This window comes from Kitasatospora sp. NPDC127060, assembly GCF_042724935.1.
Classification (GTDB): domain Bacteria; phylum Actinomycetota; class Actinomycetes; order Streptomycetales; family Streptomycetaceae; genus Kitasatospora.
This window is the reverse complement of the sequence record NZ_JBHXEG010000001.1, coordinates 385,615-404,378: the sequence shown is the minus strand read 5'-3', so window position 1 is coordinate 404,378 and position 18,764 is coordinate 385,615. Positions and strand designations below refer to the sequence as shown.

Annotated in this window: 17 protein-coding genes; 5 read left to right on the top strand and 12 right to left on the bottom strand. The window is 72.7% G+C overall.

Features of this window, described 5'->3' with window-relative positions:
- Positions 1 to 393: 393 nt before the first annotated feature.
- From ACFWIS_RS01750 to ACFWIS_RS01730, 5 genes are all read right to left on the bottom strand, one after another.
- The gene (locus ACFWIS_RS01750; protein ID WP_380455816.1) at positions 394 to 762 is read right to left on the bottom strand and encodes a hypothetical protein; all 369 of its coding nucleotides are present in this window, start codon (positions 760 to 762) and stop codon (positions 394 to 396) included.
- On the bottom strand, positions 759 to 950 hold the full coding sequence (locus ACFWIS_RS01745; RefSeq protein WP_380523448.1) for a hypothetical protein: 192 nt from the start codon (positions 948 to 950) through the stop codon (positions 759 to 761). Before ACFWIS_RS01745 ends, ACFWIS_RS01750 begins: the two co-directional genes overlap by 4 nt.
- A gap of 415 nt (positions 951 to 1,365) precedes the next feature.
- Positions 1,366 to 3,219 carry a flavin monoamine oxidase family protein gene (locus ACFWIS_RS01740; RefSeq protein WP_380455817.1) on the bottom strand — a complete coding sequence of 618 codons (1,854 nt, stop codon included), beginning with the start codon at positions 3,217 to 3,219 and terminating at the stop codon, positions 1,366 to 1,368.
- Positions 3,220 to 3,595: 376 nt separating this feature from the next.
- Positions 3,596 to 4,780, bottom strand: a complete 1,185-nt coding sequence (locus ACFWIS_RS01735; RefSeq protein WP_380455820.1) for a PP2C family protein-serine/threonine phosphatase — start codon at positions 4,778 to 4,780, stop codon at positions 3,596 to 3,598.
- Between the two features lie 217 nt (positions 4,781 to 4,997).
- The gene (locus ACFWIS_RS01730; protein ID WP_380455823.1) at positions 4,998 to 6,215 is read right to left on the bottom strand and encodes a cytochrome P450; all 1,218 of its coding nucleotides are present in this window, start codon (positions 6,213 to 6,215) and stop codon (positions 4,998 to 5,000) included.
- A 107-nt stretch (positions 6,216 to 6,322) separates the two neighbouring features.
- Here ACFWIS_RS01730 and ACFWIS_RS01725 point away from each other — a divergent pair, with 107 nt between their 5' ends.
- Positions 6,323 to 6,679, top strand: a complete 357-nt coding sequence (locus ACFWIS_RS01725; RefSeq protein WP_380455826.1) for an arsenate reductase family protein — start codon at positions 6,323 to 6,325, stop codon at positions 6,677 to 6,679.
- A gap of 33 nt (positions 6,680 to 6,712) precedes the next feature.
- Here the strand turns inward: ACFWIS_RS01725 and ACFWIS_RS01720 are convergent, their stop codons facing one another.
- Positions 6,713 to 7,183, bottom strand: a complete 471-nt coding sequence (locus tag ACFWIS_RS01720) for a pyridoxamine 5'-phosphate oxidase family protein (protein WP_380455829.1) — start codon at positions 7,181 to 7,183, stop codon at positions 6,713 to 6,715.
- A 167-nt stretch (positions 7,184 to 7,350) separates the two neighbouring features.
- Here ACFWIS_RS01720 and ACFWIS_RS01715 point away from each other — a divergent pair, with 167 nt between their 5' ends.
- Both ACFWIS_RS01715 and ACFWIS_RS01710 read left to right on the top strand, forming a co-directional pair.
- Positions 7,351 to 7,899, top strand: a complete 549-nt coding sequence (locus tag ACFWIS_RS01715) for a DUF1697 domain-containing protein (protein ID WP_380455831.1) — start codon at positions 7,351 to 7,353, stop codon at positions 7,897 to 7,899.
- Positions 7,900 to 8,037: 138 nt separating this feature from the next.
- Positions 8,038 to 8,583, top strand: a complete 546-nt coding sequence (locus tag ACFWIS_RS01710; RefSeq protein WP_380455833.1) for an FHA domain-containing protein — start codon at positions 8,038 to 8,040, stop codon at positions 8,581 to 8,583.
- Between the two features lie 39 nt (positions 8,584 to 8,622).
- On the opposite strand, the gene ACFWIS_RS01705 is transcribed toward ACFWIS_RS01710, so the two are convergent.
- Positions 8,623 to 9,585: a DUF1152 domain-containing protein gene (locus tag ACFWIS_RS01705; protein WP_380455835.1), complete on the bottom strand. Its 963-nt coding sequence runs from the start codon at positions 9,583 to 9,585 to the stop codon at positions 8,623 to 8,625.
- A gap of 69 nt (positions 9,586 to 9,654) precedes the next feature.
- Between ACFWIS_RS01705 and ACFWIS_RS01700 the strand changes: the two genes are divergently transcribed.
- Positions 9,655 to 10,272 carry a DUF6891 domain-containing protein gene (locus tag ACFWIS_RS01700; RefSeq protein WP_380455836.1) on the top strand — a complete coding sequence of 206 codons (618 nt, stop codon included), beginning with the start codon at positions 9,655 to 9,657 and terminating at the stop codon, positions 10,270 to 10,272.
- A 299-nt stretch (positions 10,273 to 10,571) separates the two neighbouring features.
- Here ACFWIS_RS01700 and ACFWIS_RS01695 read toward each other — a convergent pair whose 3' ends face one another.
- Positions 10,572 to 11,357: a hemerythrin domain-containing protein gene (locus ACFWIS_RS01695; RefSeq protein WP_380455838.1), complete on the bottom strand. Its 786-nt coding sequence runs from the start codon at positions 11,355 to 11,357 to the stop codon at positions 10,572 to 10,574.
- Positions 11,358 to 11,642: 285 nt separating this feature from the next.
- Complete coding sequence (locus tag ACFWIS_RS01690) at positions 11,643 to 12,695, bottom strand: alpha/beta hydrolase (protein ID WP_380455840.1); 1,053 nt, start codon at positions 12,693 to 12,695, stop codon at positions 11,643 to 11,645.
- 428 nt (positions 12,696 to 13,123) lie between these two features.
- Between ACFWIS_RS01690 and ACFWIS_RS01685 the strand changes: the two genes are divergently transcribed.
- Complete coding sequence (locus ACFWIS_RS01685; protein ID WP_380455842.1) at positions 13,124 to 13,876, top strand: SDR family oxidoreductase; 753 nt, start codon at positions 13,124 to 13,126, stop codon at positions 13,874 to 13,876.
- 74 nt (positions 13,877 to 13,950) lie between these two features.
- Here the strand turns inward: ACFWIS_RS01685 and ACFWIS_RS01680 are convergent, their stop codons facing one another.
- The 3 genes from ACFWIS_RS01680 to ACFWIS_RS01670 form a co-directional block, all read right to left on the bottom strand.
- On the bottom strand, positions 13,951 to 14,172 hold the full coding sequence (locus ACFWIS_RS01680; protein WP_380455845.1) for a hypothetical protein: 222 nt from the start codon (positions 14,170 to 14,172) through the stop codon (positions 13,951 to 13,953).
- 110 nt (positions 14,173 to 14,282) lie between these two features.
- Positions 14,283 to 16,016: a carbohydrate-binding module family 20 domain-containing protein gene (locus ACFWIS_RS01675; protein ID WP_380455847.1), complete on the bottom strand. Its 1,734-nt coding sequence runs from the start codon at positions 16,014 to 16,016 to the stop codon at positions 14,283 to 14,285.
- 315 nt (positions 16,017 to 16,331) lie between these two features.
- A complete protein-coding gene (locus ACFWIS_RS01670) occupies positions 16,332 to 18,662 on the bottom strand; it encodes a M4 family metallopeptidase (protein WP_380455850.1) in 2,331 nt (776 codons plus the stop codon).
- Positions 18,663 to 18,764 lie beyond the last annotated feature (102 nt).

Below are 18,764 nucleotides of genomic sequence, written 5' to 3'. Positions count from 1 at the left end.
AGGGCCTCTGCGCCGGGAACGCCTGGTCGCCATGCCGTACTCGGGTCGAGTCCGGGGCGGTCCGCAACCGCCGGCGGCGCCCCTCGGGAAGGCCGCGCAGCGAGACGCTCACCGTTGCGTCATGCCCGTTCCGTCAGGTCGACGTGGTGTGTCCGGTGCCATGCCCATGGTGAACCCGCCTCCGGTCCGGTTCGCTCCATGACGTGTCCAGCGACCGGCCGAGGCCGGTCACCCACCCGACTGCGGGATGCGTCTTGCGTCTTGTGGGTCTTGGGGCCCTCGTGTGCCCGGATGCGCCCTGGGTCGAAGCGGGAGCAGGCGCGTCCAGCAGGTGCGGTGCCGACGATCCGGACTGCGTCCACACGTTCGCGGGCAGTATCGCCCCTGGACCGGTCATCGCTGGAGTTCCCAGGCGAGTGCCAGCAGGGCTCCGACCGGCAGGGCGAACATGCCGACCAGGATTCGGTTGCGAAGGGTGTAGGGGAGGCCGGCGACCGCCGGGTAGGCCAGTAGACAGGCCGCCGCGAGGACGTCGACCACGAAGACGACGCCCGGTGGGTGGAGCGGGTGTGAACTGGCGCGGTTGGCCCAGCCGGTGACGACCTCGAAGCTGGAGAGGAGCACGACGACCGAGGCCAGCACGTTGGGCACGGGCGCCAACGCGGCGTGCGGGGTCATGCCGCCGGGTCTGAGCCGTGCCACGGCGACCAGGAGCCCGACGCTGAAGGCGATCGCCAGGACGGGCACGACGACGAAGATCAACGGTTCCTCCAGTGGGACGACGCGACGGCGCTCACCGCCGCGGGCAGCAGGACGGCGAGGAGGAGCAGGGAGACGAGGACCACGGACAGGTCCGCGGGTTCCCGGGTCCCGGGCTGCGAGATGTGTGGCGCGGCGACGGTGGCCGGGGCCGTGACACCGCTGCTGAGCGCGGTGGGGCTCGGTGTCACCGCGGCGGGCCCGGTAGGGCGGTCGGCGGGTGTGGTGGTCCGCTCGGCTGCGGCTGGCGCGGGCCCTTCCTGTGGGACGGACTCGGCGGGGGGAGGAACCGGAACGGGAGCCGGGGCCGGGACGGCGGGCCCGGGGGGTCGCTGGAGCGCCGCGGCGGTCGACTGCTGCGGGGCCGGTGGGACAGGGGGCTGGGCGGTGGGCCGTGGCCCTGCCGGCGGGGCCTGGTTCGCCGGCGGGCGCGGTGCCGCCGGCGGCACCGCGCTCGGCGAGGCATGCGCGGTGCCCGGTGCGATGGTCGCGGGCGGGGCGGTGGCCGCAGGCGGTGTCGGCTCGGGGCCGGGACAGTCGAGTGACGGAGCCGGTGTCGTGGGCCCGACGCCCGGAACCGGCGCGGCCGTGCGTGAGGTGACAGGGTCAGGCACTGGTGTTGACCTGGAGCGCGGCCTCCACCCCGGAGGCCACGGCACCCGCGATCCAGGCGTGGTAGCGCGGCTGGCAGTGGTCCCCCGCGAAGTAGAGCCGGCCGTCGACGGGCGTGGCGACGTGCGGTCCGAGGCTGGTCAGCTGGCCGGGTGTCTCGACGACCGCCTCGCCCAGTGCCCATCGGTTGCGCAGCCAGGACTGTGACACCGAACGGTCGGTGGCGAACTGCCGGATCCGGTTGCCGTACAGGGCCGCGAGGTGGTCGAGCGCCTCGGTGCGCCGGTCGTCGGGAGCGAGGGCGTCGAAGCGCATCGCGTCCTCCGCCCAGTTGTAGGCGGCGAGCACGACGCCGCCGGGTGCGCCCAGGTCACTGGGGTGGGAGGGGAAGTAGACGAAGCGGCTGGCCTCGTCGCTGACGCAGCCGCCACCCGTGGCCGGCCGGGAGGGCCCGTGGGGTGCGGGGCGGTACGCGTCGCCCGTCCGGCCGCGCCAGGTGTCCTCGTCCCACTCCCACCAGCGCTCGGTGAATTCCAGCAGCACCTTGTGCGCGGTGTCGTGGTGCAGTTCGTTGATCGCCCGCCGCTTCCCGTACGGCAGCAGCGGGTCGAAGTCGACGTGGCGCAGCGCGGCGAACGGTACGGCGAGGACCACGGCGTCGGCCCGGTACTCGTGCACCGGTGCACCGATGGCGCCGGCGCAGGCTTCGTCCTCGGGGCCGGTCTCGGGAGCGGCGAGGACGGTCACGCGGCCGGAGGGGTCGAGCAGGACCTTGGTGACCACGCGGTCCTGTTCGATCGGCAGGCCTCGGGCCAGGGCGGTGGTGAGGGCGTCCGTGCCGTCGGAGAACTCGAAGTAGGTGACGGCCGGGTTGATGTCGACGGCGTCCAGGGCCGAGTGCAGGAACCCGTAGGAGAGGCGGCTGGTGAGGTTCTCCAGGGTGCCGACCGCCTGGATCTGCGGTTCGTCCCAGTGCGCGATGTCCGTCAGGTAGCGACGGAGGGAGTAGCCGTCCAGTTCGTGCAGCAGGCGGGCCGCGCCGTCGACCCGGTCCTCGATGCCCTTGTCCGACCAGGTGCCGTCCGGGTTCCTGGTCTGGGTGTAGGAGCGGGCGGTGGCCAGCGCCTCGTCGAGGGCGGCGGCCGCGGTCTGCCCGCTGTCCCAGCCGAAGGACTTGTTGACGGGCCGTGGGTCGGCGGCGTAGGCGGCCTTGGTGACGGTCTGGCCGTTGACGTGGATCAGCCGTGAGCCGAGGGCGGGTGGCGCGAAGTACGGGGGCCGCGTTCCGGTGCTGAAAGTCTCGCCCGTCCAGGAGGTGTACGTGACCCGGCTGTCGCCGGAGGTGCGGTCGGGTGTCGGGCCGGTGTCGAGGAGGTGGAACGGGCGGCGGGCGACGCCGAGGTGGTCGGCGAGCGCGAGGGTGAGGACGTGGCTGGAAGGGATCCGCATGGCGCCGGCCTCCGCCCGCAGTCTGGAGTCCTGCCAGACCTCGCCCCGGAAGGTCTTCACCCGGCCGCCCACCCGGCTGCGGTTGGCCTCCAGCACGCGCACCCGGTGCCCGGCGGCGCGCAGCAGCCGGGCGCAGACCATCCCGGCCACCCCGGCCCCCACCACCAGGACGTCGCGTTCACGGACGGCCCGCATCGGGGACTTTCCGGTGAGGAGTCTGAGGTATTCCAGGGTCAGGTCGTTGTGGGCTTCGTCGGTGAGCAGGATCCGGCGGGCCATCGTCAGCGAGTTCGCGTCGCGCACCGGTTCGGCGGCGTGCGAGGTCGCGGAGAGGCCGGAGAGCGAGCCCACGGCCGCGGCGGAGGCCGCGGCGGAGAAGAGGGACCTTCTGGTGATCATGGTCCACAGAGTGGCAGGCACCGGGACCGCCGCTCCATGCGGTCGAGCAGGTCTCACTCGAACGCCTTACAGGCGTGCACGAACGGTAGTTCGCTGGAAGCTGGTTTGCCGATGGGCCGTTCGGATGCACGCGTGTCACGGCCCCCTGCCAACCACCGGGAGCCACCGGGAGCCACCGGGAGCCACCGGGCAACGGTTCCGGCGGGGCGAGCAACGATCACGACCACACCGTCGCGCGCCCGGCCTCACGGGCCGGTTCCGGGGCCGTATTCGACGGTGAGTTCGGGGGCGGTGATGGCCGGGCGGGACGACAGGGAGGGGTTCCGGCGGGCGGATCAGCGGGTGATGGCGGAGTTCTACCGGGAGTTGCGGCCGGTCAGTGCGGAGTACGCCCCGGAGCCGCTGGCGGTGGCGGGGTTGGGCCCGTGGGAGCGGGCGGTGCCGTTCGCGAACCCGTGTGAGCGGGGCGGGCCTGTCCAGGGGTGAGGGCGAGGACGGCGAGGTCGTCGGCGAGCAGGCCGGCGTACCGGTGGACGTCCTGGGCGAGGAAGGAGACCACCTGGTCGGGCGCCGTGCTGCCCAGGGCGGCGAGGCGCGGGGCGAGCGGGTAGAAGGAGCCGGTGGCGTCGCGGGCCTCGCTGACGCCGTCGGTGTAGAGCAGGACGGTGTGACCCGGGGGCAGGGCGACGGTGGCCGGCTTGGCGGGCTCGTCCTCGGGTCCGAGGTGGCCGAGGCCGAGCGGGAGTTCGTCGGCGCAGGCCAGCGGGGCGATGGTGCCCGGGCCGAGCAGCAGCGGGGTGGTGTGGCCGCGGTTGACGATCTCCACGCAGTCGGTGCCCGGGCGGTACTGGAGCAGGACGGCGGTGACGAACAGCTCGTCGTCGCCGCGGTCGGCGGCGTCGCGGAGCACCGCGCGGTCCAGCTGGTCGGCGAGTTCGACCAGGCCCGGGGTGTCGTGGGCGGCCGCCCGGAAGGCGCCGAGCACGTCGGCGACGGTGCGGACGGCGCCCAGGCCCTTGCCGCGGACGTCGCCGAGCAGCACCCGGACGCCGAAGCAGGTGTCGCACACCTCGTAGAGGTCCCCGCCGACCAGGACGTCGGCCTGGGCCGGACGGTAGAGCCCGGCCACCCGCAGGCCGCCGACCCGCTCGGGCACCGGCCGCAGCACGGTGCGCTGCAGGGTCTCGGCGACCGTACGGGCCTGCAGCAGGTTGCGGTTCTGCCGGGTGCGCTGCCAGGACAGGGCGGTGCCCATCGCCCCGGAGAGCGCGGTGGCGATGTAGACCCAGACGTGGTGCTGCTCGTTGATGTGGCCGGCCCGCAGGGCCAGCAGCAGTTGGAGGCCCAGCGCGCCGACGGTGGTGCCGGCGGTCAGCGCCGGTCCGTAGCTGAACGCGGCCACCACGGGCAGGGCGGTGAGCAGGAAGCCGGCGGCGACCGCGTCCGGGACGACGGCCTCCGCGATCAGGTCCAGGACCAGCAGGATCACCGGCAGCCAGGGCACCCAGCGCGGCGGCCGCTGCTGCGCGACCGCGAGCTGCGGCGGGCGGGGTGCTGACACGGTGGGGGCCTCCTGGCTGACCGGCCATGGGGGTTCGCGAGGAATGACCGGATTCGTCCCTCCATGCTCCCCCACGGACGGCCCAGCCACGAACGGCCGAACGTCCCGGTTTCCCGCCGGCGGACCGGACCGGAGCGGTCCGGAGCGGTCCGGAGCGGTCCGGAGCGGTCCGGACGGAGCTCAGCGGACCGGACCGGACGGGCTCACCGGCGCACGGTCACCGGACCGTCACCGGCAACGTCTCGTAGCCGCGCAGCACCAGTCGGTCACGCCGGGTCGGGACGCCGCCCGGGGCGAGCCGGGGGAAGCGGTCCAGCAGGGCGGGCACCGCGACCTCGCCCTCCAGCCGCGCCAGCTGGGAGCCCAGGCAGAAGTGGGTGCCGCCGCCGAAGCTGAGCGGCTGGCTGTCGGTGCGGCTCGGGTCGAACACGCCGGGGCGGTCGTACCGGGCCGGATCGTGGTTGGCCGCGCCGATCAGCAGGGTCAGCCCGCTGTCGGCCGGGACGGGCAGGCCCTCGACCGACAGGCCCTCCTCCAGCGCCACCCGCGCCGTCGCCTGGACCGGGGAGTCGAAGCGCAGCACCTCGTCGGTGAACCCGGCCGGGGTGACGGCGCCGCTGCGCAGCCCGGCGGCCACCCCGGGGTGGCGGAACAGCAGGGCGAGGCCGTTGCCGAGCAGGTTCGTGGTGGTCTCGAAGCCGGCCACCAGCAGCAGCACCAGGTTGGCCAGCAGCTCGGCGCCGGAGAGCCGCTCGCCGTCCGCGGCGGCGATCCGGGCGAGGTCACTGACCAGGTCGTCCTGCGGGCGGGCCAGCCGCTCGGCGATCAGCGCGGTGAAGTACCCGGAGAGCTCGTCGGCGGCGCGGTCGGCGCCGGCCAGCTCGTCGAGGTCCTGGACGATCTCCAGGGCGACGGTCAGGTCGGAGGCGAGGTCGCGGAAGCGGTAGCGGTCCCGTTCGGGGACGCCGAGCAGCTCGCAGATCACCCCGACCGGCAGCCGGAAGGCGAAGGCGTCCATGAAGTCCACCGGGGAGCCGTCGGCGCCCCGCTCGGCCATCTCGTCCAGCAGCCGGCCGACCGCCGCCTCCACCGCCGGGCGCAGCGCGGCGACCCGGCGGGCCGTGAACACCGAGGCGATCAGCGAGCGGACCCGGGGCTGGTCGGGAGCGTTGCGCTGGAGGATCGAGCGGCCGAACAGGGCGAGCGAGGAGTGTTCGGCGAACTCCGGGGCGAGGCCGGCCATCATGTCGGCGGTCGCCACGCCGAACGCGGGCGTGCGCAGCACCTTGTTGACCGCCGCGTATCCGCTCACCACGAACATCCCGTCCCCCGCCGGGGCCACCGGGCCGAGCTCGTGCGCCCGGGCGTAGAGCGGGTACGGGTCGGTTCTGCCCTCCGTCGTCATCAGCTGCTCGATGATCGCCGCGCCGTCCATGCGGTGCTCCCCTCCGACGTCCTGGTTCCTGGTTCGTGAACCGCGGTCGGACTCGGCGGAGTTCCCGGCGGCCCGGGAGCGGGCCGGGCCCCGATAGGCTGGCGGACATGGAGATCTGGATCAACCCGCGCTGCGGCAAGTGTCGGGCGGCCCTCACCGAGCTGAACGCCGCAGGGCTCGAGTACACCGTGCGCCGCTACCTGGAGGACCCGCCGACCGCCGCCGAGCTGGAGCAGGTGCTGGAGCGCCTGGGCCTGGAACCGTGGGACATCACCCGCACCGACGAGCCGGTCGCGAAGGACCTGGGGATGAAGGAGTGGCCCCGGGACGCGGGCGAGCGGGCGCGCTGGATCGCGGCGATGGCCGAGCACCCGGTGCTGATCCAGCGCCCGATCATCACCGCGGACGACGGGCACGCCATCGTGGCCCGGACGCCCGAGGCGCTCAAGTCCGTCCTGCCGTAGGACGTGACCGGGCCGTAGGACGTGACCGGCCGGTCAGTGGAGCTGGGTCCGCTCCACCGGTCGGCCCGGGTGCCAGTTGAGCACCCACAGGGCGTCGCCCTCCAGGGAGGTGTGCACCACCTGCTGGAGATCCAGCCGGAACAGGTGGAACGGGGTGGGCGGCGGCTCGGGCAGGTCGGCCGCGAAGGCGGCGAGCTCGGTCTCGTCGGTGACCTCCACCGCGCGGCCGGAGAGTTTGGAGTCCCCGCCCGCCATGGTCTCGTCGCCCGGGTGGGCGTGCAGCGCGAAGCGGGCGTCCCGCTGGAGGTCGCGCGCCTTGACCGCGCCGTACATCGAGCCGAGCCAGGCGTCGGCGCCGACGAAGTCGATCTCCGTGCCGCTGACCCGGGGTGAACCGTCCTTGCGCAGCGTCGCCAGGACGTGGTGCTTGTCGGCCTCGAACCGGGCGCGTACCAGGGCCGCGAGTTCGGGTGCCTCGTGCTCGAAATCCTGCCAGGTGGCCATGGCGCCAGTCTGGCACCCGGCACCGACGGCCGCCGGGTACGGGCGGTGCCGGGCGGGCGGCGACGGGCGCGGGTGGCGATGGGCGGGTGGGCGGCGGTGGGCGGGTGGTGCCGGGCGGGCGCCATCGGTGAGCGGGCGTTGTCGGTGGCCGGTGCCACACTGTCCGGGTGACCACCACGACCACGTACATCGCCTTCCTGCGGGCCATCAACGTCGGGGGCCGGACGGTGAAGATGGAGCGGCTGCGGGCGCTCTTCACCGAGTTGGGGCTGCGGGACGTCCGCTCGTACATCCAGAGCGGGAACGTCTTCTTCGGCACCGACGAGCCGGACCGCGCCGCACTGACCGCGCGGATCGCGGAGCACCTGGAGCAGGCACTCGGCTACCCGGTGCCGGTGCTGCTGCGGACGGTCGACGAGGTGGCCGCGCTGCTCGCCGCCGAGCCGTTCCGGGGCGTCGAGGTGACGCCGGACGTCCGGCTGGTGGTCGCCTTCCTCTCCGAGCCGCTGCCGGCCGAACTCGCGCTCCCGCACCGCTCCGCGAAGGGCGACGTCGAGGTGCTCGGCGCCGATCCGGGGGCCGCGTACATCGTGGTCCACCTGCAGGACGGCAAGTGGGTCACCAGGGAGATGTTCGGCAAGCAGTACCGGGGGGCGGTGACGTCCCGGTTCCTGCACACCACGGAGAAGATCCTGGCGGCCGCCCGGAAGGGCTGAACGCCCTGCCCACGGGCTGGAACCGCTCGGGTGGAGCGGGCGTCTGTCGCTCAGTGAGGCACGAAGTGACGGACGAACCACCCGCCGGGACACCGCGCGATCTGGACAGTCGGAGCCGCTCGATCCGACAATCGGGCCATGACGCAGCCTGAGCTCCCCACCGGCGCCGTCCGGCCCTCCGACGCCGAACGGGACCAGGCGCTCGGGGTGCTCCGGGACGGCGCGGGCAGCGGCCGGCTGTCGCACGACACCTTCCTCGGCCGGATGGACATCGTCCTGCAGGCCACCAGCCGCGGCGAGTTGGACGCGGCGGTGGCCGGGCTGCCCACCGGCGGGCCGGTCGAGCGCTTGGTCCTGCGGACGGTCGGCCGGGTTTCCGCCTTCGGTGGCCGGCTGAACCGGGCCTGGCGCACCGAGCGGCTGCCCGGGCTGAGCCTGCCGCAGGCCGGGGCCGGGCTGTTGACGATCGGACGGATCCCCGGCTCGGGGCTGCGGCTGCACGACGCCTCGGTCTCCCGGCACCACGCCGAGCTGCGACACGAGGGCGGCGGCTGGGTGCTGTACGACCTCGGGTCGACCAACGGCACCCATGTGAACGGGCGACGGATCGCGGGCGGGATCCGGGTGCGGCCGGGCGACCAGGTGCGGTTCGGCAACCTGGAGTTCCGGCTCGCCCCGCACTGAGCCGCCCCGGGACTTGCTCGGGCGGTCCCGCTCCCCCGGTCAGTGCGGGAACTGTCGGGGCGGGCGCTGTCGCGGCAGTTCGTCCCGGAACTCCTCGATCAGGGTGCTGATCTGGCGGGTCACCACGGTGTGCTCCAACCGGTCCAGGTAGCGGTTCTCGGCGGCCAGCGCCTCGACCGTGACCCCGAAGTAGAGCGTCATCAGCGGATTGACGAAGAGCTTCTCGCCCTTGGTCCGCTCGGTGAACCGCACGTCCCCGAACTCGCCGCGCAGTGCCGCCGCCACCGAGCCGTTGACGATGCTGGGGTGCTCGGGGAAAGCGGCCCGGGCGTGCTCGACCGCGTCCAGGTAGAGCGCGCCCTCGCGGCTGCCGCGCGGGATGGAGAAGGCACCGAGGTAGCCGCCGGCCCGGTCGAGCGCGGCGAGGTTCTCCAGCACCAGGGCGTGGTTGACGCCGTGGTGGGCGTCGATGCCGAAGCCCAGGCAGGCGACCAGCCGTTCGGGCACCTCCGTCAGGCCCGCCACCGCGGCCAGGCTCGCCATGTCCTCCTCGGGGGTGCCGAGTCCGGCCTCGTCGCCGCGCATCAGGATGTCGGTGCCGCCGTCCACCAGCAGGACCGCGTCCACGCCCAGGTGGGCGACGAGTCTGCGGTAGGCCTCGCGCAGCAGCCGGACGCCGACCGTCGGGAAGGCCCACACGGTGTCGGGCATTCCGTGCAGGCGCAGCCAGCGGGCCAGGGTGCGTTCCGGGAAGTAGCCCTCGGGAGCAGGGGTGTCGGGCCCGATCCGGGCCAGGTCGGGCTCGTGCCAGACCTCTCCGGGCAGGCCGTAGAGGTGGGTGAAGGAGAGGTTGGCCAGGTGCACCTCCTTGCCCGCGGCACGCAGGGCGAGGGCGATCGGCAGCCCGGCGTACACGTCGAAGCCGCCGCCGGCTCCGGCGATCAGGATGCGCTCGGCGGCCAACAGTCGGGTGATCAGCGGGGGTTGCAGCAGAGAGATCATCGGCGGACGGTAGCGCACCGGCGCGGACCGCGGACCGGAATTGTCAGTGGTGGGTGCGAGGATCCCGGCATGACCCAGGAGACGGCGCTCACCCCCGACGTGCTGCTCGAAGCCCGCGAGCGGGCTCGCGAGTTGATCCGGTGCGGCTTCCAGGAGCCGGACGAGATAGCCGAGTCCCTGGTCGAGGTCCTCGACGACCAGGGGCTGACCCAGGAGGAGGCGGAGCGGATCGTCGCTCCGCTGTGGAGCGAGAGGCTGGCCGAGCAGGCCGGGTGGCCGGAGTTCACGGACGTGGACCGGCTGGGGCAGGCCTTCGACCTGCTGGAGGATCAGGGCATCGTCGCGGCGATGGACTTCACCTGCTGCGCCGGTTGCGGCTACGCGGAGATCGGCGGCGAGGCCGACGAGGACTCGGTGGGCTTCGTCTTCTTCCACCAGCAGGACACCGAGGCGGCCGCGGCCGGGCACGGACTCATGCTGCGCTACGGCGCGTTCCGCACCGGGGAGGAATCGGACGAGGAACTGGACGAGGAGTCGGCGGCAGCGGCGGGGCGGCGGACGGTGGAGGTCGGCCGGGCCGTGGCGGCGGTGCTGGAGGCGGTCGGCCTTCCGGTGGAGTGGGACGGATCGCCGCAGAAGGCGATCCGGGTCGCTCCGCTGGAGTGGCTCAACCGGCTGCCGGAGTAGGGCCGGTACGGGCTTCGGCGCCCCGCCCGTCCTGGCGTCCTCGCGTCCTCGCGTCCGCCGTCCCGCCGTTCCCGCCGTTCCCGTCGTGTCCGCCAGTACGCCCGGGAGCGCTGCGGGACTGCGGGGTGCGGGACTGCGGGGTGCGGGGGCGCTGGCGTTCTTGTCGGTGAGGTGGCCGACGGTCATGTCCAACGAGTGCTCCCCGCCCAAGGCAGCGACGGCAACCGAGGTGCGACCGGGCATATGTCACCGACACATGCCACGCGCGTAGATCAACGGCCCGAAAAAGGACCCGGCGCTCAGTCGACCAGGCTCCCCAGACCGCCACCGTCCACCGGCCCCCACAGCGGCGCGGTGCAGCGCTGGTAGGTCGCCTGCCAGTGCGGCCAGTTGCGGGCCACATCGTCGTCGCACTCGGCCAGCAGCCGCTCGACCAGCACCGGGTCGACCCCGTCCAGCAGCCAGGCCAGCGCGTCCGGCGCACCCGGACCCTCCGCCGAGCGCAGCAGGTCGAGGAGTTCGCCGAGACCGCCGAGCCGGGAGTTGCCGGTGACCACCCGCTCCATCCGGGGCAGCAACTGGCGCTCCTCGATCCGCAGGTGGGTCTCCAGCCGGGCCGCCAGGTCCTCCATCGCGTACGCGACCGGCCAGGCGCTGCCGGTGTCCCGGCTGGCGATCCGGACCAGCGTGGTGACCCGGGTGAACGAGTGGTCCAGGTTGTGGTGATCGGCCTCCAGCCAGTTGAGCAGCAGGCGCAGCTCGGGCGCGAAGCGCCGCACGATCGGCCAGATCCGGGTGTCCTGCTGCTCGTGGTGGCAGGTCAGCATCGCGGTCATGAAGGTCCAGTGCCGCAGCATCGCCTCGCCCTTGTCCTCCTCGTCGGGCTGGAGCAGCCGGAGCGCGTTGGGCAGCCGGGCGAGGTCCCGGCGCAGGGCGGCGTGGACGAGCCGCAGCCCCGCGAAGCGGACGGTGAACGCCTCATCGTCCGAGGCCGGGCCGTACGCGTCCGCGCCCCGGTGGTCGACTCCGGGCTCCGCCTGGGCGGGGACGGAGGCGGCGGGCTGAGGCAGCAGGTGGATCGGCATGACACTCTCTTCACGACGTGGTGAGGCGGACGGGGGCGGCCGGTGAGGACCGCCCCATCCAAGGTGCTCGCAGTCGATCAGAAGCGAATCAATGTCCGATTGACGCGCAGGTCACGGGCCTGCGCGCGGGTTGGGCGCGCTCCCCCGGGACGCGCCTGGAAGGCACGCGGAACGGATCCGGAAGGACCCGGAACGGACCCGGAACGGACGGAGGGCCCGCCACCCCGATGGGTGGAGGGCCCTCTCCGCGCGGGTCGGCACCCGCCCGCGGCACGCCGTGCCGGCTCAGTCCGAGGCCGGCCCCGCCAGGTTGGCGGTGAGCCACTGCAGGGTGTCCGGGATCATCTTCTTGAAGTCCGAGGTGAGGTGCTTCCCACCCGGCTGCTCGTAGTACTGGATGGTCACCGGGGCGACGGCCTTGGCCACCCAGCTCTTGACCACGTCCTTCTCGTACCCGTTGGCGCCGCCCGCGGTGACGTACATCTTGACGTCGGCCTTGCCCTGGGTGATCAGCAGGTTGGGGTTGTTGGCCGCCTTCTCGGCGTCGTGGCCCTTCCACAGCCCGGAGTCCGGGATGAAGTAGCCGTCGATCGGCACCGCGGCCTTGTAGACGTCCGGGTACTGGAGGGCCATCTTGGCACTGCAGAAGCCGCCGGTGGAGGCGCCCATCACGCCCCAGCTGTCGCGGCCCTTCAGGGTGCGGAAGTTGGCGCGGACCCAGGCCGGGATGTCCTCGGCCATCCAGGTGCCCATCTTCGGCTGGCCCGGGATGTCGGAGCAGTCCAGCGCGTTCTTCTCGTCGCCGTTGAAGTTCTGCACCGGCATGATCATGATGAACGGGTGGGCCTTGCCCTGCTTGGCCAGCTGCTCGTCCACCTCCTGGATCGGCAGCTGGTTGTCGGTCCAGGTGTTGTAGCCGTTGCTCTGGCCGCCCGCGTAGAGGGTCAGCACCGGGAAGCCGGTCTTGGCGAACTTGGGGTCGTTGTACTCGGGCGGCAGCCAGACCCAGACCTGGCCGGTGACACCGGACTTCGCACCGGCCACCTTGGTCATCATGATCGGGCCCGCGCCGGTGTCCCGGACCTTGGTGAGGTTCGCGGCCGGACCGGTCGGCATCAGCACCTTCCCGTTGGCCGGGGTGGGCTGCTCGGCGGAGGGCGTCCCGGTGGTGCCCGCGAGCGGGCTGCCCGCGGCGGGGGTCGCCGCCGGGGTGCCGTCGGCCGAGGAGCCCTTCCCCTTCCCGCCGTCGGACCCTCCGCAGGCCGCGAGCGAGGCGGCCAGGGCGAGCACGGCGGCGCCGGTCAGGACGGCACGGGAACGGGACGACTGCCTAAGCACGGTGAGGACTCTCCGACCGATGTCGCGCCCGGTCCGTCTGACCGGGCGGCGGCCCCCCGGTGGGGCCGGACAGGCCCGGGGCGCGACGCTGTGCGGGCCCCGGAGCGACGGCGCGCGGACCCTCGCGGAAGCGCACCTTCCTGCGATCTTATGACGTGGCCCCGGCCCGGCCGGTTGCGAGGTGGCCACCGGAAATCCAATGTTTGTTCGCGATCAGGTAAAGGCCTTCACCGGTCCCGTCGGACGGCGGGGGCCGGACGGCGGGGGCCACAGCGGCCGGCCCCCCGGGCGGTCCGGATTTTGGGCGCTTTGCCCAGTGACGGCGGTCCGCACATCCGGAACGATCGCCTCAGCACGCCCGCCGGCAGCGTCCGGGCGGAGTGCGGCCGTGCCGGCACCGAGCCACCGAGCCACCGAGGAGAGCCACCATGCTCGAACAGATCGCCGTCGTCACCGGAGCCGGGAGCGGCGTCGGCCGGGCCGTCGCGGTCGAGCTGGCCGCGGCCGGCTGGCGGCTGGTGCTGGCCGGACGCCGCGCCGAGCAGCTGCGCGGGACGGCCGACGACTTCCCCGCCGGTGTGCTGCCCGCCCACGTGGTGCCGACCGACGTCACCGACCCGGCCGCCGTGGACGCGCTGTTCGCGACCGCCGCCGAGCGCCACGGCCGGGTGGACCTGCTGTTCAACAACGCCGGGACCTTCGGCCCGGCCGTCCCGGTCGAGGACCTGGCGGTCGAAGACTGGCGGGCGGTGGTCGACCTCAACCTGACCGGCGCCTTCCTCTGCGCCCGAGCCGCCTTCCGGCAGATGAAGGCCCAACACCCGCAGGGCGGCCGGATCATCAACAACGGCTCGATCTCCGCACACGTCCCGCGCCCGCACTCGATCGCCTACACCGCGACCAAGCACGCCGTCACCGGCCTGACCAAGTCGCTGTCGCTGGACGGCCGCCCGTACCGGATCGCCTGCGGGCAGATCGACATCGGCAACGCGGCGACCGACATGACGGCCGCGATGGGCGCGGGGGTGCGGCAGGCGGACGGCCGGATCGCGCCCGAGCCGACCATGGACGTCGCGGACGTGGCGCGCACCGTCCGGCACATGGCGGCGCTGCCGCTGGAGGCCAATGTGCAGTTCGCCACCGTGATGGCGACGGCCATGCCGTACATCGGCCGCGGCTGACACCGGGCGCAGCTGACACCGGCGCGGCCGAGGCACCCCGCCGGGCGGACAGCCGGGCACTCGGCGCCAGCCCGCTACTCGTCGTGCGAGTACCGGTACCGCAGCCCGCCGTCCGCCCCGTCCAGCCGGTAGACGCTGGTCGTCGGCCAGTACTCGCCGTCCTCGGCGACGGGCAGTCGGGTGCGGAGCACCATCCGCAGGGCGGGCGGCGGGGCGGTGGCGTGCACCCGCTTGCGGTGGCCGTCCCAGCGGCCGCCGCACAGTTCGAGGTCCAGGACGAGGGGGGTGGTTCTCATCCCGCGATGCTGTCAGCGCCGTACCCCTGTCGGGGGGTTTGGAACGGCTCGGCCACTCGTACGAGGGACCCCCGTCAGCCCTGGGCTGACGGGGGTCCGAGGGCCCGGGCCTACGACTGCCAGGTGTCGTTCAGGGTGACGTTCCCGGTGGCCGGCACCGTCGCCGTCCGGTTGGCGCCGGACTCCCAGGTCACCGCCCCGCTCGCGTCCTTGCGCAGGTACTTGTACTGGAACGGGGTGCCGGCCGGCAGCGAGAGCGCCAGCGACCAGACCGGGTAGCCGGCCGAGGAGAGCGGCAGCGCCTTGGCCGGGTCCCAGCCGCCGAGCGCCGGGGCGTCGCCGACCACGTAGAGGTTCTGCCCGTACGAGGTGGTGGCGTTGACGTTGAAGGACGCGCCGGAGGCGCTCGTGCCGGGCTGGACGTAGAGCGCGACCGCGTCGCCCGCGCCGACCGTCGCGGTGAACTGCCCGTTGGCGCCGACCTGGTACGTCGGGCCGGTGCAGCCGCCGCCGGGCTGCGGGTCGCCGTGCTGGACGTCGCAGTAGGTGCCGGCCGGCAGCCCGGTCTGGAAGGTCTGGGTGATCGCGCCGGTCTCGTGGTTGATCGCGACGTAGCCCCGGTTGCCGCGGCCGAAGGCGATCGCGTTGTTGCCGTTGGACCACCAGTCGGTCACCCCGGTGCCCGCGACCGCGTTGCGGAAGCCGACCATGTTGGCGATCTGCCGCCAGGCGTGGGTGCAGTTCCAGCCGTCCTGGTAGCAGGCGTTGACGGTGCCGCCGTTGGGCGGGCCGTCGTCGGTGCTGGCGAAGGAGTAGCCGGAGTAGATGTTGGGCGAGCCGTAGGTGGAGGCCAGCAGGAAGACGTTGGCCAGGGTGTAGGTGTTGCCGTAGGTGTAGTTGAGGGTGGAGCCGTTTCGCTCGGTGTCCCAGTTGTCGATGAAGCTGCGTGCCTGGTTGCTCGGCAGGTAGCCCCAGGAGGCGCCCCAGCTGCTGAGGTTGGCGAGCTTGTCGCCGGTGAAGATGCGCTTGAGGTCGGTGCCGACCCGGAACTCGTCGACGTCGCCGTTGCCGGTGTACTCGGTGGGCTGGATGGGTTCGCCGGCCCCGTAGATGACCTCCTGCACCCAGTAGGCGTTGGGGTTGGCCATCTTGGCCTTGATGGCGGCGAGTTCGGTGGCTGCGATGTGCTTGGCGGCGTCGATCCGGTAGCCGTCGACGCCGAGCGAGCCGAGGTCGTCCAGGTAGTGGGCGATGGTGGTCTGGACGGAGCTGCTGCCGGTGTCCAGGTCTGCGAGGTTGACCAGCTCGCAGTCCTGCACGTTGGTGCGGTCCTGGTAGTTGGAGATCGGCTGGCGGCAGGTGTGGAAGTCCTGGTCCTGGTACGTGCCGGGGTAGTTGTACTTGGTGTAGACGGTGCCGCCGGTGCCGGTGCCGGAGCCGGCCGACATGTGGTTGACCACCGCGTCCGCGATCACCTTGACCCCGGCCGCGTGGCAGGTGTCGACCATGTTCTTGAAGGACGTGCGGTCGCCGAGCCGCCCGGCGATCTGGTAGCTGACCGGCTGGTACGAGGTCCACCACTGCGGGCCCTGGATGTGCTCCTGGGGCGGCGAGACCTCGACGAAGCCGTAGCCCTTCGGGCCGAGGGTGGTGGTGCAGGCCTGGGCGACGGAGTCGAAGCGCCACTCGAAGAGGGTGGCGGTGACGTCCTTGCCGTTGTTCGCGGGTGGGGAGGCCTGGGCCGCGGGGGCGCCGAGGGCGGTGCCGAGCGACAGCGCGAGGGCGGCCGAGGCGGCGAGCGCGCCGGCCGTACGGGCGGGCCGGCGGGTGGGGGTGGTGACCACGTCGTCTCCTGGGGGTGGCTGGGGTGGGGGACAGCCGGGAGTGAAGCCTGCAGGAAGTTTCTGTAACTTGCCGGAAACTTGCAGCGCTGAACCTAGGACGACGGGGAAAAGCCGTCAAGGTCCCGGGAGATACGTTTCTGTATCGACGGACAGTCGGCGGGCGTCCGGCGGGCGTCCGGCGGGCAGTCACTGGGCAGTCGTCGGCCGGTCGCCGGGCGCCGGCAGCCGGAACGGCACACGACAAGGGCCCGGCAGCCGTAGCCGCCGGGCCCTCACCTGTCCTGGTTCACCGGTCCCTCAGGAGCCGGCGCGACCTCAGCCGGTCTGGATCGAGGTGTCGTCGATCACGAAGCTCGTCTGCAGCGAGGAGTCCTCGGTGCCGGTGAACTTCACGGTGACCGTCTGGCCCGCGTAGGCCGAGAGGTCGAAGGTCCGCTGCTGGTAGCCGGCCGCCGCGTCCGCGTTGGAGTAGGTCTTCAGCGCGGTGCCGTTCACCGTCACCGCCAGCTTGTCGTACGCCGTCGAGCCCGACTCGGCGGTGTCGATGTGCAGCCAGAAGCTCAGCGTCGCCTTGCAGCCCGCCGGGATGGTCACCGTCTGCGACAGCGAGTCGGTGTGGGTGCTGCCGTACCCGTCCAGGTACGCCTTCCAGCTGCCACCGTGGGCCGGCTCGGAGGAGCTGTTGTCCACCACACCGCTCGAAGCCGTCCACGGCGAGGCCGTGCCGGTCTCGAAGCCCGCGTTGCCGAGCAGCTGGGCCGGGGTGCAGCTGCCGCCGCCACCACCGGTGACCGTCCAGGTGAAGCTGGTCGTACCGGACTTGCCGGCCGAGTCCTTCACCGTGACCGTCACGTTGGAGCTGCCCGCGGCGGTCGGCGAGCCGGTGATCACACCGGTGCTCGCGTTGATGGCCAGGCCGGCCGGCAGCCCGGTGGCCGAGTAGGACAGCGGCGCCGTCCCGCCCGAGGCCTTGATCTGCAGGTTGACCGAACCGCCCACCGCGGTGGACTGGTTGCCCGGGCTGGTGACACTGACCCCGCCCGGGTTGGGCAGCGAGCCGACGTTGACGGCGGCCCAGGCGGTGGCGACCGCGTTGTACTCGGCGCTGTTGGCGCCGTACAGGTCGGTGGCCGCGTTCAGGGTCGCGGTGCGGGCGGCGGCGTAGTCGGTGGTGGAGGTCATGTACGCGGTCAGCGCCTTGTACCAGACCTGTGCCGCCTTGTCCCGGCCGATGCCGGAGACGGTGATGTTGTTGACCGTCGGGCTGTTGTAGCTGACGCCGTTGATCACCTTGGCGCCGCTGCCCTCGGCCAGCAGGTAGAAGAAGTGGTTGGCGACACCGGACGAGTAGTGCACGTCCAGGTTGCCGACGCCCGAGTACCAGGAGTCGGCCGAGGTGCCGTCCTTGGAGGGCTTGTCCATGTACCGCAGCGGCGTGCCGTTGCCGTTGATGTCGATCAGCTCGCCGATGAGGTAGTCCGGCACGTCCTTGGACAGGTTGGCGTAGAACTCGACCATCGTGCCCATGATGTCGGAGGTGGCCTCGTTGAGGCCGCCGGACTCGCCCGAGTAGTTCAGGTTGGCGGTGGCCGAGGTGACGCCGTGGCTCATCTCGTGGCCGGAGACGTCGAGTTCGGTGAGCGGGTGGGTGTCGCCCGAACCGTCGCCGTAGGTCATGCAGAAGCAGCCGTCGTCCCAGAAGGCGTTGACGTAGCCGGTGTCGTAGTGGACCCGGCTCATCGCGCCGACGCCGTCGTTCTTGATGCCGTTGCGGCCGAAGGTGTTCTTGTAGAAGTCCCAGGTGACCGCGGCGCCGTACTGGGCGTCGACGGCGGCCGACTCCCGGTTGCTGGCCAGGCCGTTGCCCCAGGTGTCGCTCGACTTGCTGAACAGCGTGCCGTTGCCGGAGGTGCCGTTGCTCATGTCGGTGGTGTACTGGCCGCCCCGGGTGGCGTCCTTGAGCGAGTAGGTCGAGCCGCTCTGGGTGGTGGTCAGCGGCACCTGGCCGACGAAGACGCCGTTGCCGCTGCCGCGCTTGATGCCGTCGGCCTTGCTGAGCACGGCGCCGGTCTTGGCGTCGGTGACGACGTGCAGCTTGCTCGGGGTGCCGTCCGACTCGCGGCCGCTGACCACGGTCTCCCAGGCGAGCTTCGGGGTGCCGTCGGCGGCCCACACGACCAGCCGGGGCGCGCCGTCGACGGTGCCCTGCTCGGCGGCGAGCGCGGCCTCCTGGGCCTTCGGCGCGGCCAGCGCGGGGGTGGTGTCCACGCCGGCGAGGTTGGCCTCGCTGGCCTTGGTCACGCTCTTGGTGGCGCCCGCGGCGTCCTGGTGGACGATCAGGTCGCCGCCGAGGACGGGGAGTCCGGCGTAGGTGCGCTCGTAGCGCAGGTGGCGGGCACCGTTGGCGTCCTGGACGACGTCCTTGGTGACCAGCTGCTCCTTGCCGCTCAGGCCGAGCGCCTGGGCCAGCGAGGCGGTCTGCTGGTTCGCCGAGGCGATCAGCGCGGCCCGGCTCGCCTGCTGGGTGGCGACGGCGGTCGGCGCGTCCGGGGCGGCCTGTGCGATCACCGGTATGCCGGTGACCAGCAGCGCCGTGGTGGCGGCCAGGACGACTGCCGCCTTCCGGACGTGAGCGTGACGAGACATGCGGACTCCTTTTCCGACCGGCGCGGGTGCGCGCACGGTGGAGAGAACCTGGGCCGCGGGGTTGCGGCGCAGTGGGGGCCTCCGTCGGGTGCGACAGAGGTG

Coding starts and splice junctions, on each gene's coding strand:
- ACFWIS_RS01740 (WP_380455817.1), bottom strand. CDS start 3,219: ATGATCACCAGAAGGTCCCTCTTCTCCGCCGCGGCCTCCGCCGCGGCC.
- ACFWIS_RS01730 (WP_380455823.1), bottom strand. CDS start 6,215: ATGGACGGCGCGGCGATCATCGAGCAGCTGATGACGACGGAGGGCAGA.
- ACFWIS_RS01725 (WP_380455826.1), top strand. CDS start 6,323: ATGGAGATCTGGATCAACCCGCGCTGCGGCAAGTGTCGGGCGGCCCTC.
- ACFWIS_RS01720 (WP_380455829.1), bottom strand. CDS start 7,183: ATGGCCACCTGGCAGGATTTCGAGCACGAGGCACCCGAACTCGCGGCC.
- ACFWIS_RS01710 (WP_380455833.1), top strand. CDS start 8,038: ATGACGCAGCCTGAGCTCCCCACCGGCGCCGTCCGGCCCTCCGACGCC.
- ACFWIS_RS01705 (WP_380455835.1), bottom strand. CDS start 9,585: ATGATCTCTCTGCTGCAACCCCCGCTGATCACCCGACTGTTGGCCGCC.
- ACFWIS_RS01700 (WP_380455836.1), top strand. CDS start 9,655: ATGACCCAGGAGACGGCGCTCACCCCCGACGTGCTGCTCGAAGCCCGC.
- ACFWIS_RS01695 (WP_380455838.1), bottom strand. CDS start 11,357: ATGCCGATCCACCTGCTGCCTCAGCCCGCCGCCTCCGTCCCCGCCCAG.
- ACFWIS_RS01685 (WP_380455842.1), top strand. CDS start 13,124: ATGCTCGAACAGATCGCCGTCGTCACCGGAGCCGGGAGCGGCGTCGGC.
- ACFWIS_RS01680 (WP_380455845.1), bottom strand. CDS start 14,172: ATGAGAACCACCCCCCTCGTCCTGGACCTCGAACTGTGCGGCGGCCGC.
- ACFWIS_RS01670 (WP_380455850.1), bottom strand. CDS start 18,662: ATGTCTCGTCACGCTCACGTCCGGAAGGCGGCAGTCGTCCTGGCCGCC.